Annotated in this window: 17 protein-coding genes and 9 pseudogenes; 13 read left to right on the forward strand and 13 right to left on the reverse strand. The window is 68.7% G+C overall.

The genetic code is table 11. The features are described 5' to 3' along the window. Nucleotides 1–130: 130 nt before the first annotated feature. A complete protein-coding gene (locus tag QQY24_RS01135; protein WP_301970768.1) occupies nt 131–880 on the forward strand; it encodes a hypothetical protein in 750 nt (249 codons plus the stop codon). A 57-nt stretch (nt 881–937) separates the two neighbouring features. Next, nucleotides 938–2,239 carry an NCS2 family permease gene (locus QQY24_RS01140; RefSeq protein ID WP_301970769.1) on the forward strand — a complete coding sequence of 434 codons (1,302 nt, stop codon included), beginning with the start codon at nt 938–940 and terminating at the stop codon, nt 2,237–2,239. Nucleotides 2,240–2,248: 9 nt separating this feature from the next. Here the strand turns inward: QQY24_RS01140 and QQY24_RS01145 are convergent, their stop codons facing one another. Continuing rightward, entirely contained in the window at nt 2,249–2,443 is a 195-nt protein-coding gene (locus QQY24_RS01145; protein WP_301976420.1) for a hypothetical protein, read from the reverse strand. On the opposite strand from QQY24_RS01145, the gene QQY24_RS01150 reads away from it, so the two are divergent. Next, a complete protein-coding gene (locus QQY24_RS01150) occupies nt 2,408–2,929 on the forward strand; it encodes an HD family hydrolase (protein ID WP_301976097.1) in 522 nt (173 codons plus the stop codon). The two genes, QQY24_RS01145 and QQY24_RS01150, sit on opposite strands and share 36 nt — an antisense overlap. A gap of 234 nt (nt 2,930–3,163) precedes the next feature. On the opposite strand, the pseudogene QQY24_RS01155 reads toward QQY24_RS01150, so the two are convergent. Together QQY24_RS01155 and QQY24_RS01160 are read right to left on the reverse strand one after the other, a co-directional pair. Further along, a pseudogene (locus tag QQY24_RS01155) lies at nt 3,164–3,334 on the reverse strand (transposase); the annotation flags it as partial. A gap of 524 nt (nt 3,335–3,858) precedes the next feature. Beyond that, the gene (locus QQY24_RS01160) at nt 3,859–4,503 is read right to left on the reverse strand and encodes a TetR/AcrR family transcriptional regulator (protein WP_301970770.1); all 645 of its coding nucleotides are present in this window, start codon (nt 4,501–4,503) and stop codon (nt 3,859–3,861) included. A gap of 166 nt (nt 4,504–4,669) precedes the next feature. On the opposite strand from QQY24_RS01160, the gene QQY24_RS01165 reads away from it, so the two are divergent. The 3 genes and pseudogenes from QQY24_RS01165 (at nt 4,670) to QQY24_RS01175 (ending at nt 8,611) form a co-directional block, all read left to right on the forward strand. After that, a complete protein-coding gene (locus QQY24_RS01165; RefSeq protein WP_301970771.1) occupies nt 4,670–5,632 on the forward strand; it encodes a zinc-binding dehydrogenase in 963 nt (320 codons plus the stop codon). Nucleotides 5,633–6,587: 955 nt separating this feature from the next. Beyond that, nucleotides 6,588–7,822, forward strand: a pseudogene (locus tag QQY24_RS01170) (IS701 family transposase). A gap of 201 nt (nt 7,823–8,023) precedes the next feature. After that, entirely contained in the window at nt 8,024–8,611 is a 588-nt protein-coding gene (locus QQY24_RS01175) for a hypothetical protein (RefSeq protein ID WP_301970772.1), read from the forward strand. Between the two features lie 59 nt (nt 8,612–8,670). Here QQY24_RS01175 and QQY24_RS01180 read toward each other — a convergent pair whose 3' ends face one another. The 3 genes from QQY24_RS01180 to QQY24_RS01190 form a co-directional block, all read right to left on the reverse strand. Beyond that, nucleotides 8,671–9,627 (reverse strand): LD-carboxypeptidase, encoded by a 957-nt coding sequence (locus tag QQY24_RS01180; protein WP_301970773.1) that lies wholly within the window; start codon nt 9,625–9,627, stop codon nt 8,671–8,673. A 389-nt stretch (nt 9,628–10,016) separates the two neighbouring features. Next, complete coding sequence (locus QQY24_RS01185) at nt 10,017–10,400, reverse strand: hypothetical protein (RefSeq protein ID WP_301970774.1); 384 nt, start codon at nt 10,398–10,400, stop codon at nt 10,017–10,019. 92 nt (nt 10,401–10,492) lie between these two features. Then, nucleotides 10,493–10,996 (reverse strand): EndoU domain-containing protein, encoded by a 504-nt coding sequence (locus QQY24_RS01190; RefSeq protein WP_301970775.1) that lies wholly within the window; start codon nt 10,994–10,996, stop codon nt 10,493–10,495. Between the two features lie 54 nt (nt 10,997–11,050). Here QQY24_RS01190 and QQY24_RS01195 point away from each other — a divergent pair, with 54 nt between their 5' ends. Then, a complete protein-coding gene (locus QQY24_RS01195) occupies nt 11,051–12,013 on the forward strand; it encodes a hypothetical protein (RefSeq protein WP_301970776.1) in 963 nt (320 codons plus the stop codon). Between the two features lie 266 nt (nt 12,014–12,279). Further along, nucleotides 12,280–13,077 (forward strand): annotated as a pseudogene (locus QQY24_RS01200) (transposase family protein). Between the two features lie 187 nt (nt 13,078–13,264). Here the strand turns inward: QQY24_RS01200 and QQY24_RS01205 are convergent. From QQY24_RS01205 to QQY24_RS01215, 3 genes and pseudogenes are all read right to left on the reverse strand, one after another. Beyond that, entirely contained in the window at nt 13,265–14,518 is a 1,254-nt protein-coding gene (locus QQY24_RS01205; RefSeq protein WP_301970777.1) for a glycoside hydrolase family 6 protein, read from the reverse strand. A gap of 209 nt (nt 14,519–14,727) precedes the next feature. Beyond that, nucleotides 14,728–14,897, reverse strand: a pseudogene (locus QQY24_RS01210) (aldo/keto reductase); the annotation flags it as partial. 26 nt (nt 14,898–14,923) lie between these two features. After that, nucleotides 14,924–16,133 (reverse strand): annotated as a pseudogene (locus tag QQY24_RS01215) (IS3 family transposase). Nucleotides 16,134–16,274: 141 nt separating this feature from the next. On the opposite strand from QQY24_RS01215, the gene QQY24_RS01220 reads away from it, so the two are divergent. The 5 genes and pseudogenes from QQY24_RS01220 to QQY24_RS01230 all read left to right on the forward strand — a co-directional run. Then, entirely contained in the window at nt 16,275–16,925 is a 651-nt protein-coding gene (locus QQY24_RS01220; protein WP_301970778.1) for a TetR/AcrR family transcriptional regulator, read from the forward strand. Between the two features lie 117 nt (nt 16,926–17,042). Then, the gene (locus tag QQY24_RS01225) at nt 17,043–18,065 is read left to right on the forward strand and encodes an NADP-dependent oxidoreductase (protein ID WP_301976098.1); all 1,023 of its coding nucleotides are present in this window, start codon (nt 17,043–17,045) and stop codon (nt 18,063–18,065) included. A 14-nt stretch (nt 18,066–18,079) separates the two neighbouring features. After that, nucleotides 18,080–18,618 (forward strand): annotated as a pseudogene (locus tag QQY24_RS34635) (cupin domain-containing protein); the annotation flags it as partial. A 130-nt stretch (nt 18,619–18,748) separates the two neighbouring features. Then, on the forward strand, nt 18,749–19,018 hold the full coding sequence (locus tag QQY24_RS34640) for a helix-turn-helix domain-containing protein (protein ID WP_367658034.1): 270 nt from the start codon (nt 18,749–18,751) through the stop codon (nt 19,016–19,018). Nucleotides 19,019–19,105: 87 nt separating this feature from the next. Next, a pseudogene (locus tag QQY24_RS01230) lies at nt 19,106–19,694 on the forward strand (IS5 family transposase); the annotation flags it as partial. Here the strand turns inward: QQY24_RS01230 and QQY24_RS01235 are convergent. The 4 genes and pseudogenes from QQY24_RS01235 to QQY24_RS01250 form a co-directional block, all read right to left on the reverse strand. Next, a pseudogene (locus QQY24_RS01235) lies at nt 19,649–19,912 on the reverse strand (hypothetical protein); the annotation flags it as partial. The pseudogenes QQY24_RS01230 and QQY24_RS01235 sit on opposite strands and share 46 nt — an antisense overlap. Nucleotides 19,913–19,950: 38 nt before the next feature. Then, nucleotides 19,951–20,476: pseudogene (locus QQY24_RS01240) on the reverse strand (transposase). Then, on the reverse strand, nt 20,473–20,649 hold the full coding sequence (locus QQY24_RS01245; protein ID WP_301970779.1) for a winged helix-turn-helix domain-containing protein: 177 nt from the start codon (nt 20,647–20,649) through the stop codon (nt 20,473–20,475). The pseudogene QQY24_RS01240 and the gene QQY24_RS01245 overlap by 4 nt, the downstream one beginning before the upstream one ends. 38 nt (nt 20,650–20,687) lie before the next feature. After that, nucleotides 20,688–20,942, reverse strand: coding sequence for a helix-turn-helix domain-containing protein (locus QQY24_RS01250; protein WP_301970780.1), 255 nt, complete (start codon nt 20,940–20,942; stop codon nt 20,688–20,690). Nucleotides 20,943–21,467: the final 525 nt, after the last annotated feature.

Consider the following 21,467-nt stretch of genomic DNA (forward strand, 5'->3'; position numbering starts at 1 on the left):
GGCCGCAGTGGGAGCCACCCCGCTGCGGCGTCCTCGCAGGACCAATTCTTCGAGCAAGGACCGGAGGCCATCAATGAATGCCGCCCGATTACTCGGCAGGCCCGGGCTCCTCCCGGAAGTCCGGCACACGGTGGACGAATTCGAGAAGGAACACGACACCTACTTCAGCCACTTGATCCATTTCGAACCACAGGTACTGGAGTCGCTGCACTCCCCGGGCCCCGTGCCGCAGAACGTACGCGTCGCGTCCGCGGCCCATCCCCAAGTGGCCGAGCGGATGGCCACGGTCACCGCAATCGCCAACCTTCCCCAGCAGCAAGACGTCGACCGCGCTCGATACCTGCAGGCTCTCCTCGACATCTACGGGATGCTGCCCGTTCAGGTCGCATCCAGCGCGTCCGCTCCGGGAACCGCCCTCATCGCCCCGGAACGCGAGGGACGCATCCTGGCCGAACGGCTCGGGGTCATGCCGCACCACCGGGGCTGGACGCCACAGGCCAAACGCATGCCGTTGGACGGCGGACTGCTCGTCGGCGTGGACGAACGGCTCCCATCCCGGACCGACCGGCTGGTGATCGTCGACGGTGTCGTGGTCAGCGGGGTCACCCTCATGGCCATGCTGCAGTTGACGGCTCGGCCGGGAGCCTCAGTGGAGATCTTCACCTGCCACTCCACCGAGCAGGGTGCATTGGCCCTGGCAAGGTACGCCGAGCGGATGGGGGTATCACTGACCCTCCACGTCGGCCATGTCTCCGGCATCTTGAACAAGAAGTTCTACGCCGTTGAACCCGACTCCCCCCAGAACGTGGTCCTCGGGGATGTCGGAGACACCGTCAGCCCCGTCGCACCCGCCGTCCCACCGCGGCGGAAACCGGCGTGAGTCCGACCGAAGGCCCGGCGCCCGGGCCAGGACTGCTCCAACGAGAGCCTGCGACCGGTGACGGAGCCGTCGACCGGTACTTCCCCCCTCACCGCGCGGGGATCGACATGGCGCCGCGAGGTCTTCGCCGGGATGTCGACGTTCCTGGCCCTGTCCCACATCGTGGTCGTCAACCCGGCCGTCCTCAGTCAAGGAGGCTTCCCGCACGGCGCCGCCTCCTTCGCCACGGCAGCGGTCGGCGGCCTCGCCACCATCGCCATGGGCCTGTGGGCCCGGCTTCCCTTCGCCGTGGCACCGGACATGGAAACGAACGCGATGATCGCCTTCTCTGTGGTCGGCACCCTTGCCTACACCTGGCCTCAGGCGCTGGGCATGGTGTTCTGGTCCGGCGTCGCCATGCTCGTCGTGTCCCTGCTGCGACTGCGCGAAGCGGTGGTCAACGCCATTCCCGCCGAACTGCGCTCGGCGCTCGCCGCCGCGGTCGCCGCCTTCATAGGCCTGGTCGGTCTGCGGATGTCCCACCTCGTCATCACCTCCGACAGCCGGCTGTCCGGCTCGGGCGACTGGACAGCGGCTCCCGCCGTCGCGCTGTACATCGGTCTGGCCGTCGCCCTCGTCCTGGATGCGTCCGGCGCGCGCGCCGCAGCAGTCCTGGGTGCAATCGCCGCCTCGGCGGTCTACTGCGCCGTCGGAGGAATCAGGGCCACAGCCGCCCACGCCACACTCCACGATGCCGGGGCGGCCCTCTTCCGCTTCGACCTCACCGTCATCGCCGATCCCCGTGCGTGGGGCGTGATCCTGGTGCTCTTCGCGCTCGACTTCTTCGGCAGCATCGCCAAAGTGGTGGGCCTTTCGGCGAACACCCCACTGCATGACCACGAAGGACGGGTGCCCGGCATGCGGCAGGCACTACTGGTCGACGCGGGCGCCACCGTGACCGGATCCGCCGTCGGCTCGTCGAGCTTCGTGGCATACGTGGAGAGCGCCGTCGGTATCCGCGCCGGCGCCAGAACGGGGATCGCAGCAGTGGTCACCGGACTGCTCCTGTTCTCCCGCCTCTTCCTCAGCCCGGTCCTGGTCCACGTCCCGGTGGAGGCCACGACAGGCGCCCTCGTCTTCGTGGCGGTCAAAATGCTGACCGTACGCCGCCCGGGGACCACGGGCGCACCGGCACTGATCCCCACCGCGGCCGCCGTGATCGTGACCGTTGCCACCCTCGCGATAGACCAGGCCATGGCCGCGGCCTTCCTGGTGAGCACGGCCGCCCGCCTCATCCGGCGACGATGGCCGCATCCCGCGCTCTGGGGGACAACACTGACACTCGTAGCCGGCGTCGTTCTTCAATACCTCAACCGCTGAGCGGCGCACTCACCACACCATCGAGGAACCTTCCGTGCCCGACGACACACCCCCCTTCTCTGCGACTCGGTTCAGCAACCCGAAGGCACCCCCGACAGGCTGCGCCGCCAGATCGAGTTCATCATCGAGGTCGACCGCCTCAAGGCCGTCTTCCGGCAGAGCCCCCTGCTGGCAGCGGACCGCAAGGAGAACGACGCCGAGCATTCCTGGCACCTGGCGCTGATGACCCTGGTCCTCGCGGAATACGCGGACGAACCCATCGACACGGGCAAGGTGCTCGCCCTGGTCGTCCTGCACGATCTCGTGGAGATCTACGCCGGGGACACCTTCCTGTACGACACCGCGGCCTCCGCCGACCAGGAGGAAAGGGAGCAACAAGCCGCGGACAAGCTCTTCGCGCTCCTGCCACCGGACCAGGGCGATCACTTCCGCTCCCTGTGGGACGAGTTCGAGGCACGCATCACCCCCGAGGCGCGATTCGCCAAGGCCATGGACCGGCTCCAGCCGCTGCTGCTCAACTACGGCAACCGCGGCGGGACCTGGCGCGCTCCAGGGGTCACGGAGGAAGACGTACTCGTCCGCAAGTCCGTGATCAAGGACGCCTCCGCCGACCTCTGGGCATACGCGCAGGAACTGATCCACACCGGAGCCGCCAACGGATGGGTCCCCCGTTCCGGGACCCAGGACTGACAGTCGACAGAGCACGCGCCGAGGCACCGCGCCCAGCACGGGCGTGGGGCCGCGCGCTGGCTGGCGTAGCCAGGGTGCCTCCCCACCCTGCCGGTGTCCCGGTCGGCAGGGTGGGGACCCGGTGCGGGCGGGCGCTGGCCCGCCCACGCTCTCCGGTGACGCCCCGCAGCCCCACCGCCGGTGAACTCCCCCTGCTTCGAGCCGTACTCGCCCCTGTTCACAGGATTCGGGCCCGTCGAGGACCAGGCGGTGGGGCTTCGCCCACGCCCGGGCCTTCGACCACTCCGTGAACCGCCGGTGGGCGGTGGCACCCGCCGGCCCGAACGAGGCAGAGGGCGACTGCTGCCACGTGCAGCCCGACGTCGCGACGAACACGATCGCCGCCGGCACCTCCCGATCGCCCTTGCCGAGGCCGGCCTGCTCGACGGACTGACCGTCACCCCACCGGCAAGTGGCGGACCGCCTGGGCCGGAAGCATCCGGCAGTCACTGTGGATCCCGACGTCCTCTGCCCCGGTCATGATCAGGTTCTGCCCTCTGCCAGCGCGTCCGCAGGAATCGGTCTCCGTCTGCACGTCATCCGGGGACTACGGCGCGGACGCCGCCAACGCCGCTGCCAGGTTCGCGGTCGCCGCGCCACGCCGTACCGGGGGCCAGAACCAGTACGTCAAGCGGTCCGTGCCCCAGGCATCCGGACAGTCACTTGCCCGGACTCGGGAGTGGGCGCTGCGTCACCTCGGCGAGGCACTGCCGGTCCGCCGGTTGGCCCAGCACGCGGCCCTGGCAGAACGCACGGAGGTGCTCCACGGGAGGCGCGGGACCCCGACGGCGCAGATCCGGCTCGGGCTGTTCCGCCGACTGTCGTACTGCAAGCGGCGCCGTCCGGCGCTCCGCGCCCGGCCACCTCACCCCAGCCGGGTTCGAACAGCTTTACGGCGTGCTGGGCGAGTGCGTGAGCTGCAGGCGTGGTGCCGGCGGCAGCGGCGCAGGCGCCCCCGTCCTCGGTGCGGCGCGGAACGCCTCGATCACGTAGGCGGCGAAGCGGCGGGAGGCCGTGACCCGGGCGGCAGATGGCGCGTCCTGGACGCCCTGGTGGGCCATGAGCACGAGGACGAGGTCGTCAACGACGAAGGCGGGGCGCAGCAGGCCGATCTCCTGGGCGCGGCGGGCCAGTTCGCCGACCGCGTGCAGGGTCTGCTCCCGGTCGGCGGCGAAGTCCACGGTCCCGGGGAAGGCCGTCATGAAGGCGTCGGCGAACCCCCGGCTGTGCGCGTGGAGTTCGCAGATCCGCTCGACCAGGCTCCGGAATCCGTGCCACGGGTCCGAGTCCGCGAGGGCGTCGCGGACGGCGGCGTGGCAGGCGCGCCGCTGCTCGGCGAAGGCTTCCGCGATCAGTGCCTGCTTGGTCGGGAAGTGCCGGTACAGCGTGGCGGGGCCGACGCCTGCGTGTCGGGCGACCTCGCGCATGGGCGCACCCAGGCCCTCCTCGCCGAACACCGCGTGGGCGGCGTTCAGGATGCGGGCCCGGTTGTCGCGGGCGTCGGAGCGCACGGTCCGAGGCAAACGGGTGGTCATCGTTTCCCACTTTAGCCAAACGGACGGGGACGTCCGTTACGGTCCGATGGCGGTGCTGCCACCCCGTTCCGGCACTTCGCCGGTGGTGCCCCGGTTGTGGGGGTCGGCTCGACGCCCACGGCCGCAGCAACTGCGATCCGTCCCTCCACCGACCCGAGGAGCAGAGATGAAAGCCGTCGTGATCAGGACGTTCGGGGACCCCGATGGCCTGGAGGTCGTCGACGTGCCCGCGCCCGTTCCTGCCCCGGGGCAGGTGCGGATCGCCACGGAGGCGATCGGGGTGGGCGGCGTGGACGCCGTGATCCGCCGGGGAACGCTTGCCGCCCACGGCTTCCGGAAGGGCCATCTCCTCGGCAGCGAGGTCGCGGGAAGGGTAACCGCGGTGGGGGAGGGAGTGGACGCCTCGTGGACCGGGCGGCGGGTGTGGGCGTCCACCGGGTTGTCCGGTGGGTATGCCGAGCAGGCCGTCGCCGCGGTCGAGGACGTCCTTGCGCTGCCGGACGGCCTGACCGGAGCCGACGCGGTGACCCTCGGCGGCTCCGGCGTGGTCGCCCACTTCGCCCTGGACCGGGCCCGCTTCACGCCCGGTGAGACGGTGCTCGTGCGCGGTGCGGCGGGCGGCATCGGGATCATGACGGTCCAGCTCGCAGCCGGGGACGGCGCGGGCGCGGTGGCGGTCACCACCTCATCGGCGCGGCGCGGCGCCCGCCTGAGGGACCTGGGCGCAACCCATGTCCTCGACCGCTCCGGCGGGGGCGGCCCGGACGCACCGGAGGGCTTCGACGTGGTGATCGATGTCGTGGGGGGTCCCCGGCTCCCCTTCTTCCTGGACAGGCTGAACGCCAACGGGCGGTTCGTGGCTGTCGGTGTGGTCGGTGGACAGCCGCCGGCGGACTTCGGCATGCGGCTGATGGACGCCTTCCGCAGGTCGCTGTCGTTCGCCACTTTCAGCTCCGACACCGTGCCCGGCCCCGACCGGCAGACGGTACGGTCCTCCCAGTTCGCCGATGCCGCGCGCGGGGAACTGCGCACGGTCGTACACGAGGTGCTGCCCCTGGACCAGGCGGTGCGGGCCCACCGGAAGATGGACGCGGGCGAAGTGTTCGGCAGGGTCGTGCTGGTTCCCTGAGCCGGCCGGGGACGGCCTGCGCGGCCAGCCGGTCAGGCAGCGCAGGGCCGGGCTGGCGCGCACCACGGGTTCCGGGCGACCTTCCGCCCCGAACCACGGCCCCGCACCCGCACCACCGGGAGCTGGCCGACCCTCCCCCACGCCCTGGCACGCGGCGGAGTCACCGGTTGCCCGGCCTCGTCCCCGAGGACAATCCCGGCCCCGTGCTCCGCCGCGATGCTCCTGCCCCTCCCCCGGACCCCGTCCGGGGGTACCCCCACCCACGCATTCTCCCGGAGCCGGACGATCGCCGGATCCTTCCTGTCCCAGGCACCGGCGAACTCCGTGAACCGCTCCAGTGCGTCTTCTTCGGTCGCCGCGGTGCGGACGGGCTGGAGAAGCTTGGGGATCCTGTCCCACGTCCTGGCGGGCGGCATGACGGAAGGAGGTCCGCAGCAGGTGGACCGCGCAGGTCCGGACGACAGTACGGGGCCGGACGGTTCCGACGGCGCCGGGCAGTCCCTCCAGGCCGTCACGGGCGGGCATGCTGCAGGCCTCGGCCTGAGCCCGGTCCGCCAACTCGTCGATCAGCCGGTCGTCCACGGACTTTGCCGGCGCCGCCTCAGACGGCTCGACGGACTCGGCCTCGGTCACGTTCCCGCTGATCATCGATGCGTCCTCCACGATCGGGAGTCGCACCGGCCGTTTCACAGTCCCGCTCGAGTCCGGGGCGGCCGCGTCACCGGCGCGGCCGCCCCGCCGTATTAAAACCTGTGTGAATCCGCGTCCGGTTCCGGGCGTTGCCTGAAAAATTGTTTTAGTACTCCAGCTGTAGATCGTGATCTTGCTGGTCGGGTCGGGTCCGGGCATGGGTACGGCCACCAGTGATCATCGGTGTGTGAAGACAGGAGAACAGCTGGTGGCCGCGGGCCACAGCATAGATCCTGCCCGCTGGCACCTCACGTTCGAGGTCCTGATGGACCGGATCGCCTCCCGGTTCCGGAGAGTCGAACCACGGCGTCATGCCCGGGGGTTCGTGCTCGGGCTGATGGCCGGGCTCCCGCGGAAGAACTGCTGGACGCTGGCCGAGCACGTCGGCCAGCCGAGCCCGGACCGGCTCCAGCACCTGCTGGCCAGGGCGAAGTGGGAGGCGGACGCGGTCCGTGACGACCTGCGCGATTTCGTCGTCGGCCACCTCGGCGGCGATGACGTGGTCCTGGTGGTCGACGAGACCGGCGACCTGAAGAAGGGCAGCCACACCGTCGGTGTCCAGCGCCAGTACACCGGCACCGCCGGCAGGATCGAAAACGGCCAGGTCGCCGTCTATCTCGCCTACTCCACCCCGCACGGCCACGCCGCGGTCGACCGGGAGCTCTACGTTCCCCGTTCCCGGACCGACGACCCGGACCGCTGCCGGGCCGCCGGCATTGCCGAGGACCACCGGTTCGCGACCAAGCCGCAGCTCGCCCTGCGAATGATCAACCGGGCCAAGGCGGCCGGAATCAGCCCGGGCTGGGTGACCGCCGACGAGATATACGGCGGCAACCCCGCACTCCGGCACAGCCTCGAACAATGCGGCCAGGCATACGTTCTCGCCGTCGCCTGTGACCATCAGATCAGCACCCGGGCCGGGAAGATCCGAGCTGACCGGCTCGCGCAGAAGATCCCGAAGCGGGCCTGGCAGAAGCTGTCGGCCGGAGCCGGCGCCAAGGGCCACCGCCACTACGACTGGGCCCTGGCCGTGATCGCCGACGACCGGCCCGGCCACCGGCACCTCCTCATCCGGCGCAACCGCCGCACCGGCGAACTCGCCTACTACCGCTGCTACTCGACAGGCAAGGCCCCCTGTCCACCCTTGTCCGCGTCGCCGGACGCCGCTGGACCATCGAGGAGACGTTCCAGTCCTCCAAGACCCTCGCCGGCCTCGATGAACACCAGGTCAGACGCTGGACCTCCTGGCACCGCTGGGTCACCCTCGCGATGCTCGCCCACGCCTTCCTCGCCGTCGCCACTGCCGCCGAACCCGCCACCGGCCAGAATCCGGACGACCTGATCCCCCTCACCCGCAACGAAATCCAACACCTGTTCACGACCCTGACCGCCAAACCCCACACGGCCGAGCACCGGCTCCGCTGGTCCCTCTGGCGACGACGCCACCAAGCCACAGCCCGGACCTGCCATTACGAACGGCAGGCCACCCGAGCAACATGAAGATCGAGATCTACGGCTGGAGTACTAGGACGCTCTCAGACCAACCAGGCAAAACAGGAGATCACCCAGGCCGGCGCCTTCCTCGCCTGGCTCGCCGATCAAGGCCGCACCATCGAACACTGCCAGCAGGCCGACCTCGACGCTTGGCACACCGAGAAGCTGGCCACCCGGCGCCCGGCCCAGACGTTCCTGCGCTGGTGCATGAAGACCGGCAGGATGCCCCGCCTCAACCTGCCGTCCCAGGTCATCAACCAGGACCAGACGCCGCTGCACCAGCACCGCCGACTTGCCATTCTCCGACGGATCCTCAGCGACGACTCCCTGCCCCTGCGGGCCCGGGTCGCCGCTGCGCTCGTTCTCCTCTACGCGCAACCCGTCACCCGCATCGCCCGCCTCACTGTCGATGACGTCATCGACGACGGGGCCACCGTCAACGTCCGGCTGGGACACCCGCCGTCCCCGCTTCCGGAGCCCGTCGTTGACCTCGTGCGGGCATACGTCCAGTCCCGCCAGCACCTGCCCTACGCCAGCAGCAGAAGCTCCCAGTGGCTCTTCCCTGGCCGCCAGCCCGGACAGCCGATGAACCCGGTCAGTCTCCAAGTCCACCTGCGGAAGATCGGCGTCCCGCCGCAGCGCGGCAGGACCTCCGCGATCCGCCAACTCGTCCTCCAGGTCCCGGCCCCCGTTATCGCGAAGGCACTCGGCTATCACGACAAGACGGCCACCCGCTTGGTCACCGAGGCCGGCGGCACCTGGAGCCGATACGCCCCCGGCGACCACACACGGTGATTGACTGGCCGATCAATCACCGCTGCGCGGCCTTGCACGCTGGGTAAGGCGGTCGATGGTCAGGCGACGGCTGGCTGAACCGTCAAGGTTCCTTCGGCGGTGTCGATCGTGGCCTGAGTGCCAAGCGGGATGGTCGGGGGGTGGAGGCCGTGTCCGGCAGGGAGTCCGCCGAGAACAGGAACACTCAGGCGCGTCAGCCGGTCGCGCAGTACGTCGGCGATGCCCCATCCCCCCAGCGTTGGATCATCGGCATCCTGGTCGAAGCCGAGGAACTGGCCAAGCGCGACACCGCACAGCCCCTCCAGGGCTCCAGTACGGGTCAGCTGGGTCAGTGCGCGGTCGACCTCTCCCAGCCCTATGCCTCTCTGGTGTTCGAGAAAGAGGATTGTCCCCCTAAGGCTCGGCAGACCGGCTCCGGCCTCGGTGCGGATCGCGTCAAGGTTGCCGCCGACCAGGACACCGGTCGCGGTGCCCTCGACGGTGACCGCCGCGCTGGCTTGGCTGGTGTCCCGGTGGAGGATGACAGGGTCGGTGGTCATCAGCGCGCGGCGAAGGGCTTCGGCCGACGCCGGCCCGGACCATTCGTCGCTCCAGTTGGCGAAGGGGCCATGCAGCGAGGCCAGACCGCATCGCGCCCACAGGGCAAGGTGGAGGTGGGTGATGTCGCTGAAGCCGACCAAGGGTTTCGGGTCGCGCCGCACGGCGTCGATGTCCAGGTCGTCGACGATGCGGTAGGCGCCTTTGCCGCCCCGGGTGGCAATCACCGCGCGGACTCCCGGGTCACCGAACGCGGAGTTCAGGTCGAAGACGCGATCCTCATCTCGGCCAGCCATATACCCCCATTGGCCGAAGATGTGCTCGCCCAACTCGACCCGAAGCCCCCATGACGTCAGTAGCTCGATGCCACGGGCGACTCCCTCGCGGCTGGGTGGACTGGCTGGAGAGACGATCCGCACCCGATCCCCGGGCCGTAACCGCGGCGATTGCACGGTCTGATGACTGTCGCAGTTGTGCATGCCGGGATCTTCCTACACCCGCCGAGCCGAAGGTGAACCGTCTACAACGATCACTCACCGTCAACGCAGCCAGGCAGCCGTCAGCGAATACGCGACACCTGAACATGCGAGCTCACCAGTCCCGAGGCCGGGGACCGACTGGACACGTCCAGCCCGCACGGGTAGACAAGCACGTAAAGCCTCTGGTGGGTACCGGGTGACCTTGGTCGTGAACCCGTCTACCAGGGGCTTCACTCGTCTGCCGATCCAACTGAACACCTCACGCCTGAGGTTGGCAAAGGCTCAGTGTCGATCAGTTCGTGTCAGGGGTTTCTGTCTGCCGGCGGCAAACGCGCCGCATGCCCCGGCCGCGCCAGGCTGGGGCATGCGGCTTTCTCCAGGGTCTCCGGTCAGCAGGCCGGGACCGAAGACTGGTTGGTCACGAAGGACGAGTGCACATACGCCCAGACCGGCGCCGATCCGCCGGAGTAGTTCACGTAGGCATAGAACCACCGGTTGCTGGAGTAGTTGCCGGTTGCCCACCCCGCGTCTTTGTAGCAGGCCACCCACGAAGCCTGCCCGTTCGGGTTCCGCCACCCGTCGGAAGTCACCCAGCCGATGAAGGACCACGACTCGGCATAGGGCGCGGTGCGAGCCGCGGCCCCGGCTTGGACGGTCATCGTCGGATAGCTGGTCGCGTCCGCCTGCGCGGCCGGCGCAATCGTGAGCATGGCGCCCATCACCATGAAGAAGGTCACGACGGATACGCTCACACGCTTCAGCAGTGCTTTCATGCCTCACCCTTTCGGTTCGACAGCGGTCCTCACCGCGTTCTGCGGGACACCGTAGGGCGGTTGTGGCGTCGTTATGGCGATGGCTTCCCGGATCAGAACGCCAGGGGGTACGCCGAGATGATGCCTTCTCCGTACGGTTCGACGATCACCCGGACCGCCACCGCGTCGTACTGCCCGTCGACCCGAAAGCGGGCCGGAATGGCCCACTCCACCTCCGGGAGGGTGTGCCAGGGATTGAACAGTGTCCCCCGCTCGCCGCTGAAGTCGTCATAACCGCGGCTCCATCGGGAAGACGGGTCGGCGGCCACCGTCTGAGCGGCCAGGAAGATCTTTTCGTCGGTCCAGTCCGCCGGGAAGAGACTCTTCCCGAGCTGGAGGGCTGCGGCTCTGCCGGAATGCAGCTCCGCGATGTGGTCCATGCGGAACGGTGACAGGTAGCTGCCCGCATGTCGTTGCTCGGCGCTGATGCCGAGTACGGTCTCACCCACCACCGGAACTTCTTCCCACCCGCCGTACTTCCCGGGCAGGGCGCCACGGCCGCTCTCCTCGTGACCGTAAACGTTCTTGGGGTGATACGGCTCAGGTTCCTTGGTCAAAGAGTCTCCTGGAAGGCTGCGGTAAGGGCCCAAGCAGGACTATAAATTGCTGGTATGAATGCGGGCCAGGGCGGCGGACACCCGCAGGACCCGGAGTCGTCGCGGGTCGCTGCGGCGGGAAGGTGCCTGCGCGTCCTGCTCACCGAACGTCGTGAGTACCGGCGCCGCTGGCTCGCCTACACGCGGCGACGGCGGGGGGACGAGGTCAGCTACTCCGGGGTCTCGCAGGTCGTCGCCCTGCATTTGTGGGAGAACGGTCTGCGCTCGGACACGGACCGCGAGTTACCGAGGAAGTTACGCGACCGTGTGCGGCAGGCGCTGCGTGGCGAACAACTCACTCACGAGACAATCACCTGGCTCACCGAGTCGTTCGACTTCTCCCCGGAGGACGTCACAGAGGTCTGGGACGCCTTCTCCGGGCGTAGCGCGGTTGACTTGGGCGGCAACGGCGTCGCGTTCACCTTACGCGAACAGCCGGTACCCCTCATCCGGCCGCAGCGCCACCGCACGACGGCTCTGTTCACGCGCTACTACGTGGCGGCGGACCGCGCACTGCGACGCATAGAGACTAGTCACGTCCTGGTCGCTGCGGAAGACGGCTTCGAGGTCTTCGCCTACAGTCCTCGTGACACGGTGATCGGTGTCGCATCGGTCGTCGGTGGAACCTTCACTGGTTTCTCCCCGAGCAGCCCGGGATACGTCGGGATGGAATTCCAACTGGACCGGCGACTGTCGAAGGGCGAGCACGCGTCACTACATTACACAACGCTGCACCGGCTGGCACCCGATCCCTGTGTCCACGTGCGGCGGGCGGCACGGAAACGCATGGAGAACGTAGACATGCGGGTCATCTTCGACGCGGTGGTGCCCCGAACGGCTTGGTGGTGCGTGTGGGACGACTACAGCGGCACCGAACCGATCCGCAGGATCCGAACCGCCATCTCACCCGCAGGTGAACTGCACCAGTTCTTCCCGTATCTGGAACAGGCGGTGGTCGGTTTTCAGTGGGAGTGGTAACACGGCCAGGACCGGCAAGGTCGTGTTCTTTACCGAACGGACTTCTCATCGTTTCGGCACTATTGCGTTGACTGATGGGGTGGGATGATCTTCGGATTGGTCATGCTGGAGAGAAGTCGTCCGTGGGGAGCGCGTCGCCGTCGTACAGAGGGCACCGGCACCCGATCGAGGTCGTCTCCCACTGAGCCTTTGCCAACCTCAGGCGTGAGGTGTCCAGTTGGATCGGCAGATGAGTGAAGCCCCTGGTAGACGGGTTCACGGCCAAGATCACCCGGTATCCACAGAGGCTTCACGCGCTTGTCCACCCGTGCGGGCTGGACGTGTCCAGTCGGTCCCTGTCCTTCCTTACCGCTCGCCTGCGAGAACACCGGCGTCGGATCGGAAGTCGCTGGCGCCGGCTCCCCGTCGGCCGGCAGGCCCTGCCGGTGGTGGCGCATCTGCGGGACGGGACCGCGTACGCTCAGCTCGCGGCGGGTTTCGGGATCGGGACGAGCACGGTCTACCGCTGCATCAGCGAGGCCGTCGACCTGCCGGCCGCACTCGCACCGACCCTCGACGAGGCCGTCCGGGCTGCTTCGACGAAGGCGTACGTCCTGCTCGACGGGACGCTTCTGCCGATCGACCGGATCGCCGCCGACCGGCGGTCCCACTCCCGAAAGCACGAGAGGCACGGTATGAACGTGCAGGTCATCGCCGATCCCTTCGGCCGGCTGCTGTGGGCTTCACCCGCACTGCCCGGGGCGGTTCACGATGTTCGCGCGGCCCGTGAACACGGCATCGTCAACGCCCTCGGCCAGGCCCGGGTCCCTTGTCGGGCGGGCAAGGGCTACCAGGGCGCCCGCGGCACGGTCCGGGTTCCGTTCCGCGGCCGTTGAAAGACGCTCTCCGCAGGTCAGCAGGCCGTGAACCGATCCCAGGCCAAGAGCTGGGCCCTCGTCGAACAAGCCATGGCCACCCTCGGGAATTGACGGCTCCTCCGCAAACCGAGGTGCTCGACGACCCGCATCACCGCTCTCGTCCAGGCCGTCCTCGTCCTGCATCAAGCCAGCTCAACCGCAGGATGAAAAAGACTCAGTGAGCGAGCTGGGAATGTACCGACCCATGACGGCCGCGAGGTCACGAAGTACCACCGCCGTGTCAGTGGCAAGCTCCGGTCGCAGACCGACGACCGGCACGGACCGCGTACCGCCCCCGTGGTACGCGGCCCTGCGCCCCTCGCCGGTCAGGGCGCGGGAACGACGCGCCCTGCGGTCAGCGCACCGGCTTCGGACCGGCCGCCTCCGGCAGCAGCCGGGGGTTTGCGTTGTGCACCAGTTCCAAGGCCTGCTGCGGGAACCACTTGCCGGCCGCGGGGTCCTGGTAGCCGCGCTCGGGATCGTTCGGACCCGCCGTGCCTCGGGTGCACTGCCCGTCCGACTCACCGGGGATCTTCACCCAGACCTTGGCGTCGGCCAGCGCATCCCCCGTGTTCAGCGTGGGCCGGGCGCCGGTGCCGCGTCCGGGCGGATTGCACCAGTCCTGCGGGTCGGAGTAGACGCCGGCTGGCGGGGTCCACGGCCCCTGGCCATTGCGGCTGGTGTCGGTGACGAAGTGCTTCATGGCGGACGGCGCCGCGTGCACGTGCGCGTCCAGCCACGCCTGGGCGTCGTTCACCGACCACCACTGGTTGGGGCAGTCGGCGGCCGAGCCGCCGTCCGACACATGACTCAGGCAGGACGAGACCAGCTTGCCGTACCAGGCCAGTTCGCTGTCGGGACGGTAGTTGGACACGTTCAGGAAGAAACCGGTGGCGGTGTCGATGCCGCCGGCGACCAGGCGGGGCACGAGGTCGTTCACGCTGTGCCAGCCGCTGTGCCCGGCATCCAGGTAGACCTTGGTGCCGGCCAGTGGTTCCAGGGCGTCCACCGCGTAATGGATCTCGGTGTAGCGCTCGGTGGTCTTGCTGCCCTGCGCATCGTCCTGACCACAGTCTGAAGGCAGCAGCGCGAGCGAGTCCGGCTCCAGGATGACGGAGGCCGGCAGGTGGCCGATGCCCGCGCGCACGGCGTCGATCCACGCCTCGTACTGCGGGGTGTCGGCGGCCCCGCCGGCCGAGTACTGGGCGCAATCCCGGCCCGGGATGTTGTACAGGGCCAGCACCGGGAGCGCGTGGTGGCGGGCCGCCTCCACGACGGTCCTGTGCACGGACACCCGGACCTCGTCGGGTGTGCCGTCGCCGTACCACACGGCCTGCGGGGTCCGCGTCATCGCGAGCACACCGGCCGCGTCCTTCAGTTGCCTGTGCCGTACCAGGTCCAGGATCTGCTGGTTGGCGTCCGAGTTGGCGGGCGGAGTGTACAGCGCGGTGGGCGGCGCGACGTACGCCGACGTGGCGGCCTGCGCAGGGGCGGCGGCGAGTGCACTACCGGCCAGAGCGGCGGCGACCACGGCGACCGTCAACGGGCGGAGGGCCCTGCTGGTCCTGCTGGGTGTTCCGTTGCTTCCGGCATGGTCGTGTGCGGTCATGCGGACGGCTCCTCGGATACGTGGATGGCAATGCTCGCTCACGACAGCCTTGGGAGCGCTCCCATGAGTGGCACCAAGGACTTAACCCCCGCACGGGAGCAGCGTCAATCCCCCCGTCAGGCTTCAAGAACTGAAAATTCAGAGGCGTGACGGGAACTCGCGCAGCATCCTCGCGACGAGCTACTCCGCACGGACGGCTTCGCATGCAAGGCCACCCGGACGATGGCCAGTTGGGCGACCGTGCACCCCTTCGCGTCGGCCACCTGGCGCAGGGTGTCGAGGAGGGCCAGGTTGTGCTCCACGTTCCCGTGCGAGAACCGCGGGTTGGGGCCGCGGCTGTCGCCGAGGAAGGGGTCGGGCCGGCGGACCAGTGGGGGCTTTCCCTGTGATTGTGGGTGCCGCCGGTCATGCGGTGGTGGCCGGCGTGTTTGATACCTGTTTATGCGTGATGGGGTTGATCTGACCGGGACGGGAGTGTTGCCGGCGGGTATTGTGGTGTGTCGCCTGCCGGAAGATCGAGAGGCGGGTCCCGTGGACTCTGTTCCACTGCTTTCGGCTCTGGGGCGTTTCGCGTTTCATGGTCGTGTTCGGATTCTCCGCGGCAGCGTTGTCCGCGCTCGTGCCCACCGCGTCGTGCGATCTGCTCAGACCGAGCTTCGAGCAGGCCTGGACGGTCTTTTCGATCCGTGCGGGCCCCGTTGTCGCTGCGGAAGACCGCCCCGCGCAGGCCGTCCCCGCCGTGGACCGCCGCGGCGGCCCTGAGCGCGTCGGTGACCGGTGAGGTGCGCATGTGGTCGGCGATCGACCAGCCTGCCAGGCGTTTCGAGCGCAGGTCCACAACCTTGCCGGATAGAGGAATGGGCTGTTCCCGATCGGGAGACAGGTTATGGCACCGACGTATTCGGTGTTCGGTGCCTGGACGGTGAAGTCGCGCCGCGACAGGTCCGGCACAGGCGTCACCGACGGCTCGGGGGCGGTCGCGCGGATCTTCTTGTGCGGATGCAGTCCGATGATGCGGAACTTGCGCACGATGCGCTCGGCACGCTTGTGGTTGACCGGCCTCCCAGCCTCCTTCAGCTCGGCGGTGACACGCGGGACCCCGTAGGTTCCATCCGATTCCTGGTGGATTTCGGCGATGCGTTCGGTGGGTCCGGCGTCCGCCCTCATCCGGCTGGCCCGCGTTTCCGTGCCGGCCGGCCACTGACAGAAACAGAACGCGAGACCTGAAGCGTCCGGCACAGCCGCTTGACGCCGAAGGCGTCACGGTGATCTTCGGCGAACTGGAAGCGGCTGCTCACCGGCTGGTCCCGGCCGCAAAATACTTTGCGGCCCCCCGCAGGATCTCCCGGTCGAGCTCGAGTCCCTTCGCCCGCGTCCGCGGCTGCCGGTTCCCCTTCCCCCTCTCCCCCTTCTCCATCGCCGTGGCCTCCACGTCCCCGGGTCGGGCGACCTGCTCGGCATCCCGCACCCAAGTGCGGAGCGTCTCATGGGTGACGCCCAGGTCCCTGGCCATTGGCGCATACGTCCCACTCGGGCTCGAGTAGTACAGCGCGACGGCATCGGCCCGGAACTCAGGCGAGCACTTCGGCGTCCCCAACGGGAACTCCTGTCCCATGGATCTTCACGATCCAATGATCAGGATGTCCACGATCAAGGGGGAACGCCCGATCGACCCCACTACAGCCAGCCGGCACGGATTTACAGAACGATGCGTCCAATATTATTCAGTCGTTCTGGTTTCGGTTGGGAGACGCACATGAGTGAAGCGGCAACGGTCGACTGCGGGGGCAATGTCGTTCGGCGCGGTCCGGGCAGGCCCCGCAGTGAGGAACGGCGTACCGCCATCCTGGAGGCGGCCGGTGACCTCATGATCCAGGGAGGGCTCAAGGCGGCCACGATGGGCGCCATCGCGGAGCGCGCCGGAGTGGGCAAGGCGACGATCTACAAGTGGTGGCCGTCACGGGGGGCGGTGGCCATGGAGGGGTTCATGCTCCGTGCGGCCGACTCCTGGTCATTGCCGGAAGGCGTGCGCGCCACAGAGGCGCTGCGCATCCTGGTAGCGGCGGCGGTGCGCCTGTTCACCGGCACCGCTGCCGGACCTCTCATGCGCGCCCTCGTGGCGGACGCGCAGTCCGACGACGAGCTGGCGCGGGCGGTGCGGGAGCAGTGGCTCGCGCCGCGTCGGGCGGTCGCCGCCGAAATCCTGCGCAGCGGCGTCACGCGCGGCGAGCTCCGGGCCGATCTGGACGTGGAGACGACGCTGGATCTCGTGTTCGCTCCCGTCTACCACCGGCTGCTCTTCGGCCACGGCGCCCTCGATGAGGCGTTCGCCGAGCGCACCGTCGCGCACGTCCTCGCCGGGGTCGGGAACGAGGCGGGCGGATCGCAGCCCGAGACCATATACTGAACTCATCGTTCAGTAATACTCCAGGCTCGGGCTGTGCGGCACCGTTCGAGTCCGGACTCACAGGCCGTGCGCGGCCCGCTCGCAACTGCGAAAGAAGCGAATCCGGTGACACAGAACATGACCGCTCACCCCCTCCCGTCGACAACCCGCGCGTGGCAGCTCTCGGCCAGGCCGCATGGTGTGCCGAAGCCGGCCGACTTCACCCTGCGGGACGTCCCTCTGCCCGGTCTCTCGGCAGGTCAGCTCCTGGTGCGCAACCAGTTTTTGTCGGTGGACCCGTACATGCGCGGCAAGATGGACGCCAACCGTACTGACCAGCCCTATGCGCTGGGAGAACTTCTCACCGGAGCCGCGGTCGGCGTCGTCGAGGCCTCGCAGTCTCCGGACGTACCCATGGGCTCGCTGGTGCGGCACATGCTGGGATGGCGTGAGCACGCGGTGGTGCGCGCGTCCGACGTCACCGTGCTGAAAGGGACCGGTATCCCGCTCTCCGCTCACCTCGGAGTGCTCGGCAACGGGGGGCTCACCGCCTACGCCGGTCTGTCGCGCATCGCGAACCTGAGGAAGGGTGACGTCGTCTTCGTCTCTGGGGCCGCGGGTGCTGTCGGCAGCCTGGTCGGGCAGATGGCCCGCATCATGGGGGCTGCGCGCGTCATAGGGTCGGCCGGAACCGACGACAAGGTCGGACAGCTTCGCGAAGAGTACGGCTTCGACGCCGCCTTCAACTACCGTGCTGCCCCGGTTACCCAGCAGTTGCGCGACGCCGCGCCCGAAGGCATCGACGTCTACTTCGACAACGTGGGAGGCGATCACCTCGAAGCGGCCCTCGACTCACTGAACCACCACGGACGAGCGGTTCTGTGCGGCATGATTTCGCAGTACAACGCCACCCAGCCGATCCCTGGACCGGCCAACATCATGCTCGCCGTATACAAGAGCCTCCGCCTGGAGGGCATGCAGGTCTCCGAACACACGGATCTGCGGGACGAGTTCGTGGGGCGCGCAGCCGAGTGGCTGCGCGAGGGTTCCCTGCGCTATCACGAGACCGTGGCCGAGGGCCTGGAGAGCATGGCGAATGCCTTCATCGACATGCTGAACGGTGTCAACTCGGGAAAGACCGTCGTCGCTCTGGCCGACTGACGCCTCGGGCCCCCGTGGGAAAGGCGAGGAGAAGCTGTGCATCCACTCGACGACGTCCTCAATCTTCCGCGCACCACCTCCGGCTCCTGCATCCCACCTCCGGCGACTTCGCTCGGCTCGTCGCCGGAGGTGGCTGGGCGGTGCGTTTCACCCCGTCCCGTGGCACCAAGTTCAACGCGGTGATGCGGGGTCCGTGCGTGGTGGCCGTGGAGGGCGGCGAGCCGGTCACCGTCCAGGAAGGGAGCTGTTACGTGGTGAGCGGCGCTCGCGGCTGTACGCGCGGCAGCACTCCTGCCGTTCCTCCCGTCCGCGCGAGGACTGTCACGCTGGGACAGGAGAAGAATGCGCCCTGCTCGGCGGCTCGTTCACGTTCCGTGGACGCTCCTGCGCCATACTGTTGGAGCATCCGCCGCCGCTGATCCACGTGCCCGTCACTTCCGCCGAGTCGCCCGGCATCCGCCGCGCCCTCACCTGGATCGATCGGGAATCCTCCGGTGACGGCCTCGGTCATTCCTTGGCCACGGGTCGCCTGGCGCTCGTCATGCTGACGTACGTGCTGCGCCAACGGAGCGGGAGCCAGCGGCTGGCCGACAGGTCTGTCGCATCCGGTGGTGGCGCCGGTGCTGCGGGCACTGCACACCGACCCGGCGCGCTCCCAGACCTTGAGTGGGATCGCCGAGAGTATGGCTGTGTCACGGTCGACCCTTACCGCGCGCTTCAAAGAGGTCGTCGGCACCGACCCATTGGACTACCTCCCCTACTGGCACCTGGAGCACACTTCTTGTCGACTTCGCGAAGGGAACAAAACTGTTGCGTGCATCGCACGGTCGGCGGGCTACGGGTCCGAGAGTTCGTTCAGTGTCTCGTTCAGGCGCGTGATGGGAAGCACGCCGGATTCGTTTCGACGGGCGCACGCAGCGATCGCCGATCACACCTTGGAACTGCCCGACTGATCGCGGGGCGCGAACCTCACCGCACTGTTGGCGGTCCACGCGCCGGACGGCGACTGCGTGCACGTCTAGGGACTGATCACCTGGGGCGTGAACGTCGACTCCACCGTCTGCCGGGCCCACCAGCACGCCGCCGGGCGTCGAAAAAGGGGACCTGCAGAAGGAGCCGCCCGGCGGCATCGCCGTCGAGCCGGCCGACCGCGGTCTCGGACGCTCCCGGGGCGGGCTGACCACCAAGATCCACCTCGCCGGCGAGCAGGGGCAGGAGCCGCTGTCGGCGGTGATCACGGCCGGACAACGCGGGGATTCCCCGCGGTCCGAGCCGGTCCTGGAGGCAATCCGAGTACCCCGGCTCGGCCTGGGACGGCCGCGCAAGCGCCCGGACCGGGTGCGGACCGACAAGGCGTACGACTCCCGCGAGAACCGCGCCTACCTGCGCCGACGCGGGATCAAGGCAACGATCCCCGTCCCGGCGGACCGGAGCCGCAACCGCAGGGATCTCGGCTCCCACGGCGGTCGGCCGCCGAAGTTCGACAAGACCGACTACCGCGAACGCCACGCGGTCGCATGCGGGATCAATCGCCTCAGGCGCCACCGCACGGTGGCCACCCGCTATGACAAATTGGCCGTCCGCTACGAGGCCACCGTGCTGGTCGCGGTCCTGAACGAATGGCTATGACCAGCAGCGGAATCGTCCTCATCGATCACCTTGTAGCCGGGGACGGAAGGCCAGCGAGCCGTCAGAACCACCGACTCTTCCTCCGCGAACCAGGAGTGATCGACGCCCCGGCCCCACACCACGTAGTCCCCCTGCTCGGCCAGGAGAACACTGCACCCGGGCAGTTCCAACCGGAAACGCCCGCTGGTGAGGACCAGCAGGGCGGTGCGCTCTTCGCCGGTCACTGAGCTTGAACTCGTGATGCCGTCTTCGGTGATCAGGGGTTGGTGGTCAGTCCCGTCTCGGCAAGGCAGCCGTCTGTGGGGGCTGCGGTTGTGGATGTGGCGGAGGCCGCGCCGGGTGCGCTGGACGAGGTGTTCGGGGGTGCTGAAGGCGACGTGGGAGAGCCAGCCGCGCCGCAGCAGGGACCAGATGCCTTCGACGGGGTTGAGGTCGGGTGCGCAGGGCGGCAGGTAGGAGATGGTCAGCCAGTTCCGGGCTGCCGCCCATTGCCGCAGTTGGGCGGCTTTGTGGACGTTGAGGTTGTCCCAGACGAGCACGACCGGACCGCCGAGCTGCTGGTGTGCTGCGGTCCGCAGGTCGCGGTAGCCGCGCCGGGAGAAGCTCCTGCGGCCGTCGCGGCGGCCGTCGTCCCGGCGCGGCCGGTGGATCGGCCTGGATCAGCTGCCGGGTTCGTAGCAGGTCAGCGCGGCAGTGGACACCCGTCTGCGAGAACGGCCCCGTACCCGCACCACCGGGGTCCGGCCGCGCTGTGAGCAGGTCTTCGCCTGCGGCGGCGTCATGCAGAACCCGGCTCCGTCCTCGAAGACGGGCCAGGCTCCACGGGCCGCCGCGAGCCTTCCACGCACGGCCACACCTCCTTCACCCACCCGGCCACCGCCTCGTCGTCCCGCTCCATGGCGCGGCGGGCCGGGACCTGGCAGGACCAGCCGTTGCGCACCAACAGCTTGCGCACGCCCTGGATGGTGTAAGCCAGGTGGAAGCGCCGACCGATCACGGTCTTGCCCCGGCCAGGGACCAGCGCTGGTCCTCCCAGCCGTGCGCGGCCGGCCCCTTGGCCGGCTCCGCCTCCAACTGCGCGAACCGCCTCTCGCTCGGCCTCGGCAACAACGCCGGTCCCCGTGACCGCACAGCACGCGGCCCACCCCCGTCCCACGCCCGCCGCCACCGCTGCACCGACCGGACGCTGACGCGCAGGTCCTTGGCGATCACCGAACCCGCCTCGCCCCGGGCGAACCGCTCGGCCACCTGAAGCCCAACCCCTCGCGGAACCGCTGCCGCTCGGCGGTCAGCCCGCCCCTTGGGGATACCGCATACCCCGGTGATACCGCACGCGACTGCCGCCCGCCAGCCCTTACGACGTCACGAGTTCAACCTCAGTAACCTGATCAACCGTCAAGAAGCGGACATCAGCCGATTACGCCGAAACCCTGAGGTCCCGAGACGCAGTCAGATCAAGAGCCGGTGATGACCCGCGATCTGGGCATGCACTGTTCCGCCACCCCGGGACGTATGGCGCGATTGGTTTTACTGCATCATCTTCAAAATCCGGAAACACCTGATGCAGCCTGTCCATCGCGACCTCCGCCACATGCAGTACCGCAGACACCATGCAGGCGGCTGCTTCACCTTTCCACGGCATGAAATCGACGGTTTGGCCTGAAAATAAGGAATAAGATATGCGCTGCGTCATCATTGCCGAGATGAATCGGCCGACTGTAGCATGCCCGACTGACGGCATGCTGACAGGTAACTGATATAAATCTTCGATTG

This window comes from Streptomyces sp. TG1A-8, assembly GCF_030499535.1.
Taxonomy (GTDB): domain Bacteria; phylum Actinomycetota; class Actinomycetes; order Streptomycetales; family Streptomycetaceae; genus Streptomyces.

Bases quoted from the DNA above. Each gene is read 5' to 3' on its own strand.
- QQY24_RS01145 (WP_301976420.1), bottom strand. From the start codon at position 2,443: ATGCTCGGCGTCGTTCTCCTTGCGGTCCGCTGCCAGCAGGGGGCTCTG.
- QQY24_RS01160 (WP_301970770.1), bottom strand. From the start codon at position 4,503: ATGACCACCCGTTTGCCTCGGACCGTGCGCTCCGACGCCCGCGACAAC.
- QQY24_RS01165 (WP_301970771.1), top strand. From the start codon at position 4,670: ATGAAAGCCGTCGTGATCAGGACGTTCGGGGACCCCGATGGCCTGGAG.
- QQY24_RS01175 (WP_301970772.1), top strand. From the start codon at position 8,024: ATGAAGACCGGCAGGATGCCCCGCCTCAACCTGCCGTCCCAGGTCATC.
- QQY24_RS01180 (WP_301970773.1), bottom strand. From the start codon at position 9,627: ATGCACAACTGCGACAGTCATCAGACCGTGCAATCGCCGCGGTTACGG.
- QQY24_RS01185 (WP_301970774.1), bottom strand. From the start codon at position 10,400: ATGAAAGCACTGCTGAAGCGTGTGAGCGTATCCGTCGTGACCTTCTTC.
- QQY24_RS01195 (WP_301970776.1), top strand. From the start codon at position 11,051: ATGAATGCGGGCCAGGGCGGCGGACACCCGCAGGACCCGGAGTCGTCG.
- QQY24_RS01205 (WP_301970777.1), bottom strand. From the start codon at position 14,518: ATGACCGCACACGACCATGCCGGAAGCAACGGAACACCCAGCAGGACC.
- QQY24_RS01220 (WP_301970778.1), top strand. From the start codon at position 16,275: ATGAGTGAAGCGGCAACGGTCGACTGCGGGGGCAATGTCGTTCGGCGC.
- QQY24_RS01225 (WP_301976098.1), top strand. From the start codon at position 17,043: ATGACCGCTCACCCCCTCCCGTCGACAACCCGCGCGTGGCAGCTCTCG.
- QQY24_RS34640 (WP_367658034.1), top strand. From the start codon at position 18,749: ATGGCTGTGTCACGGTCGACCCTTACCGCGCGCTTCAAAGAGGTCGTC.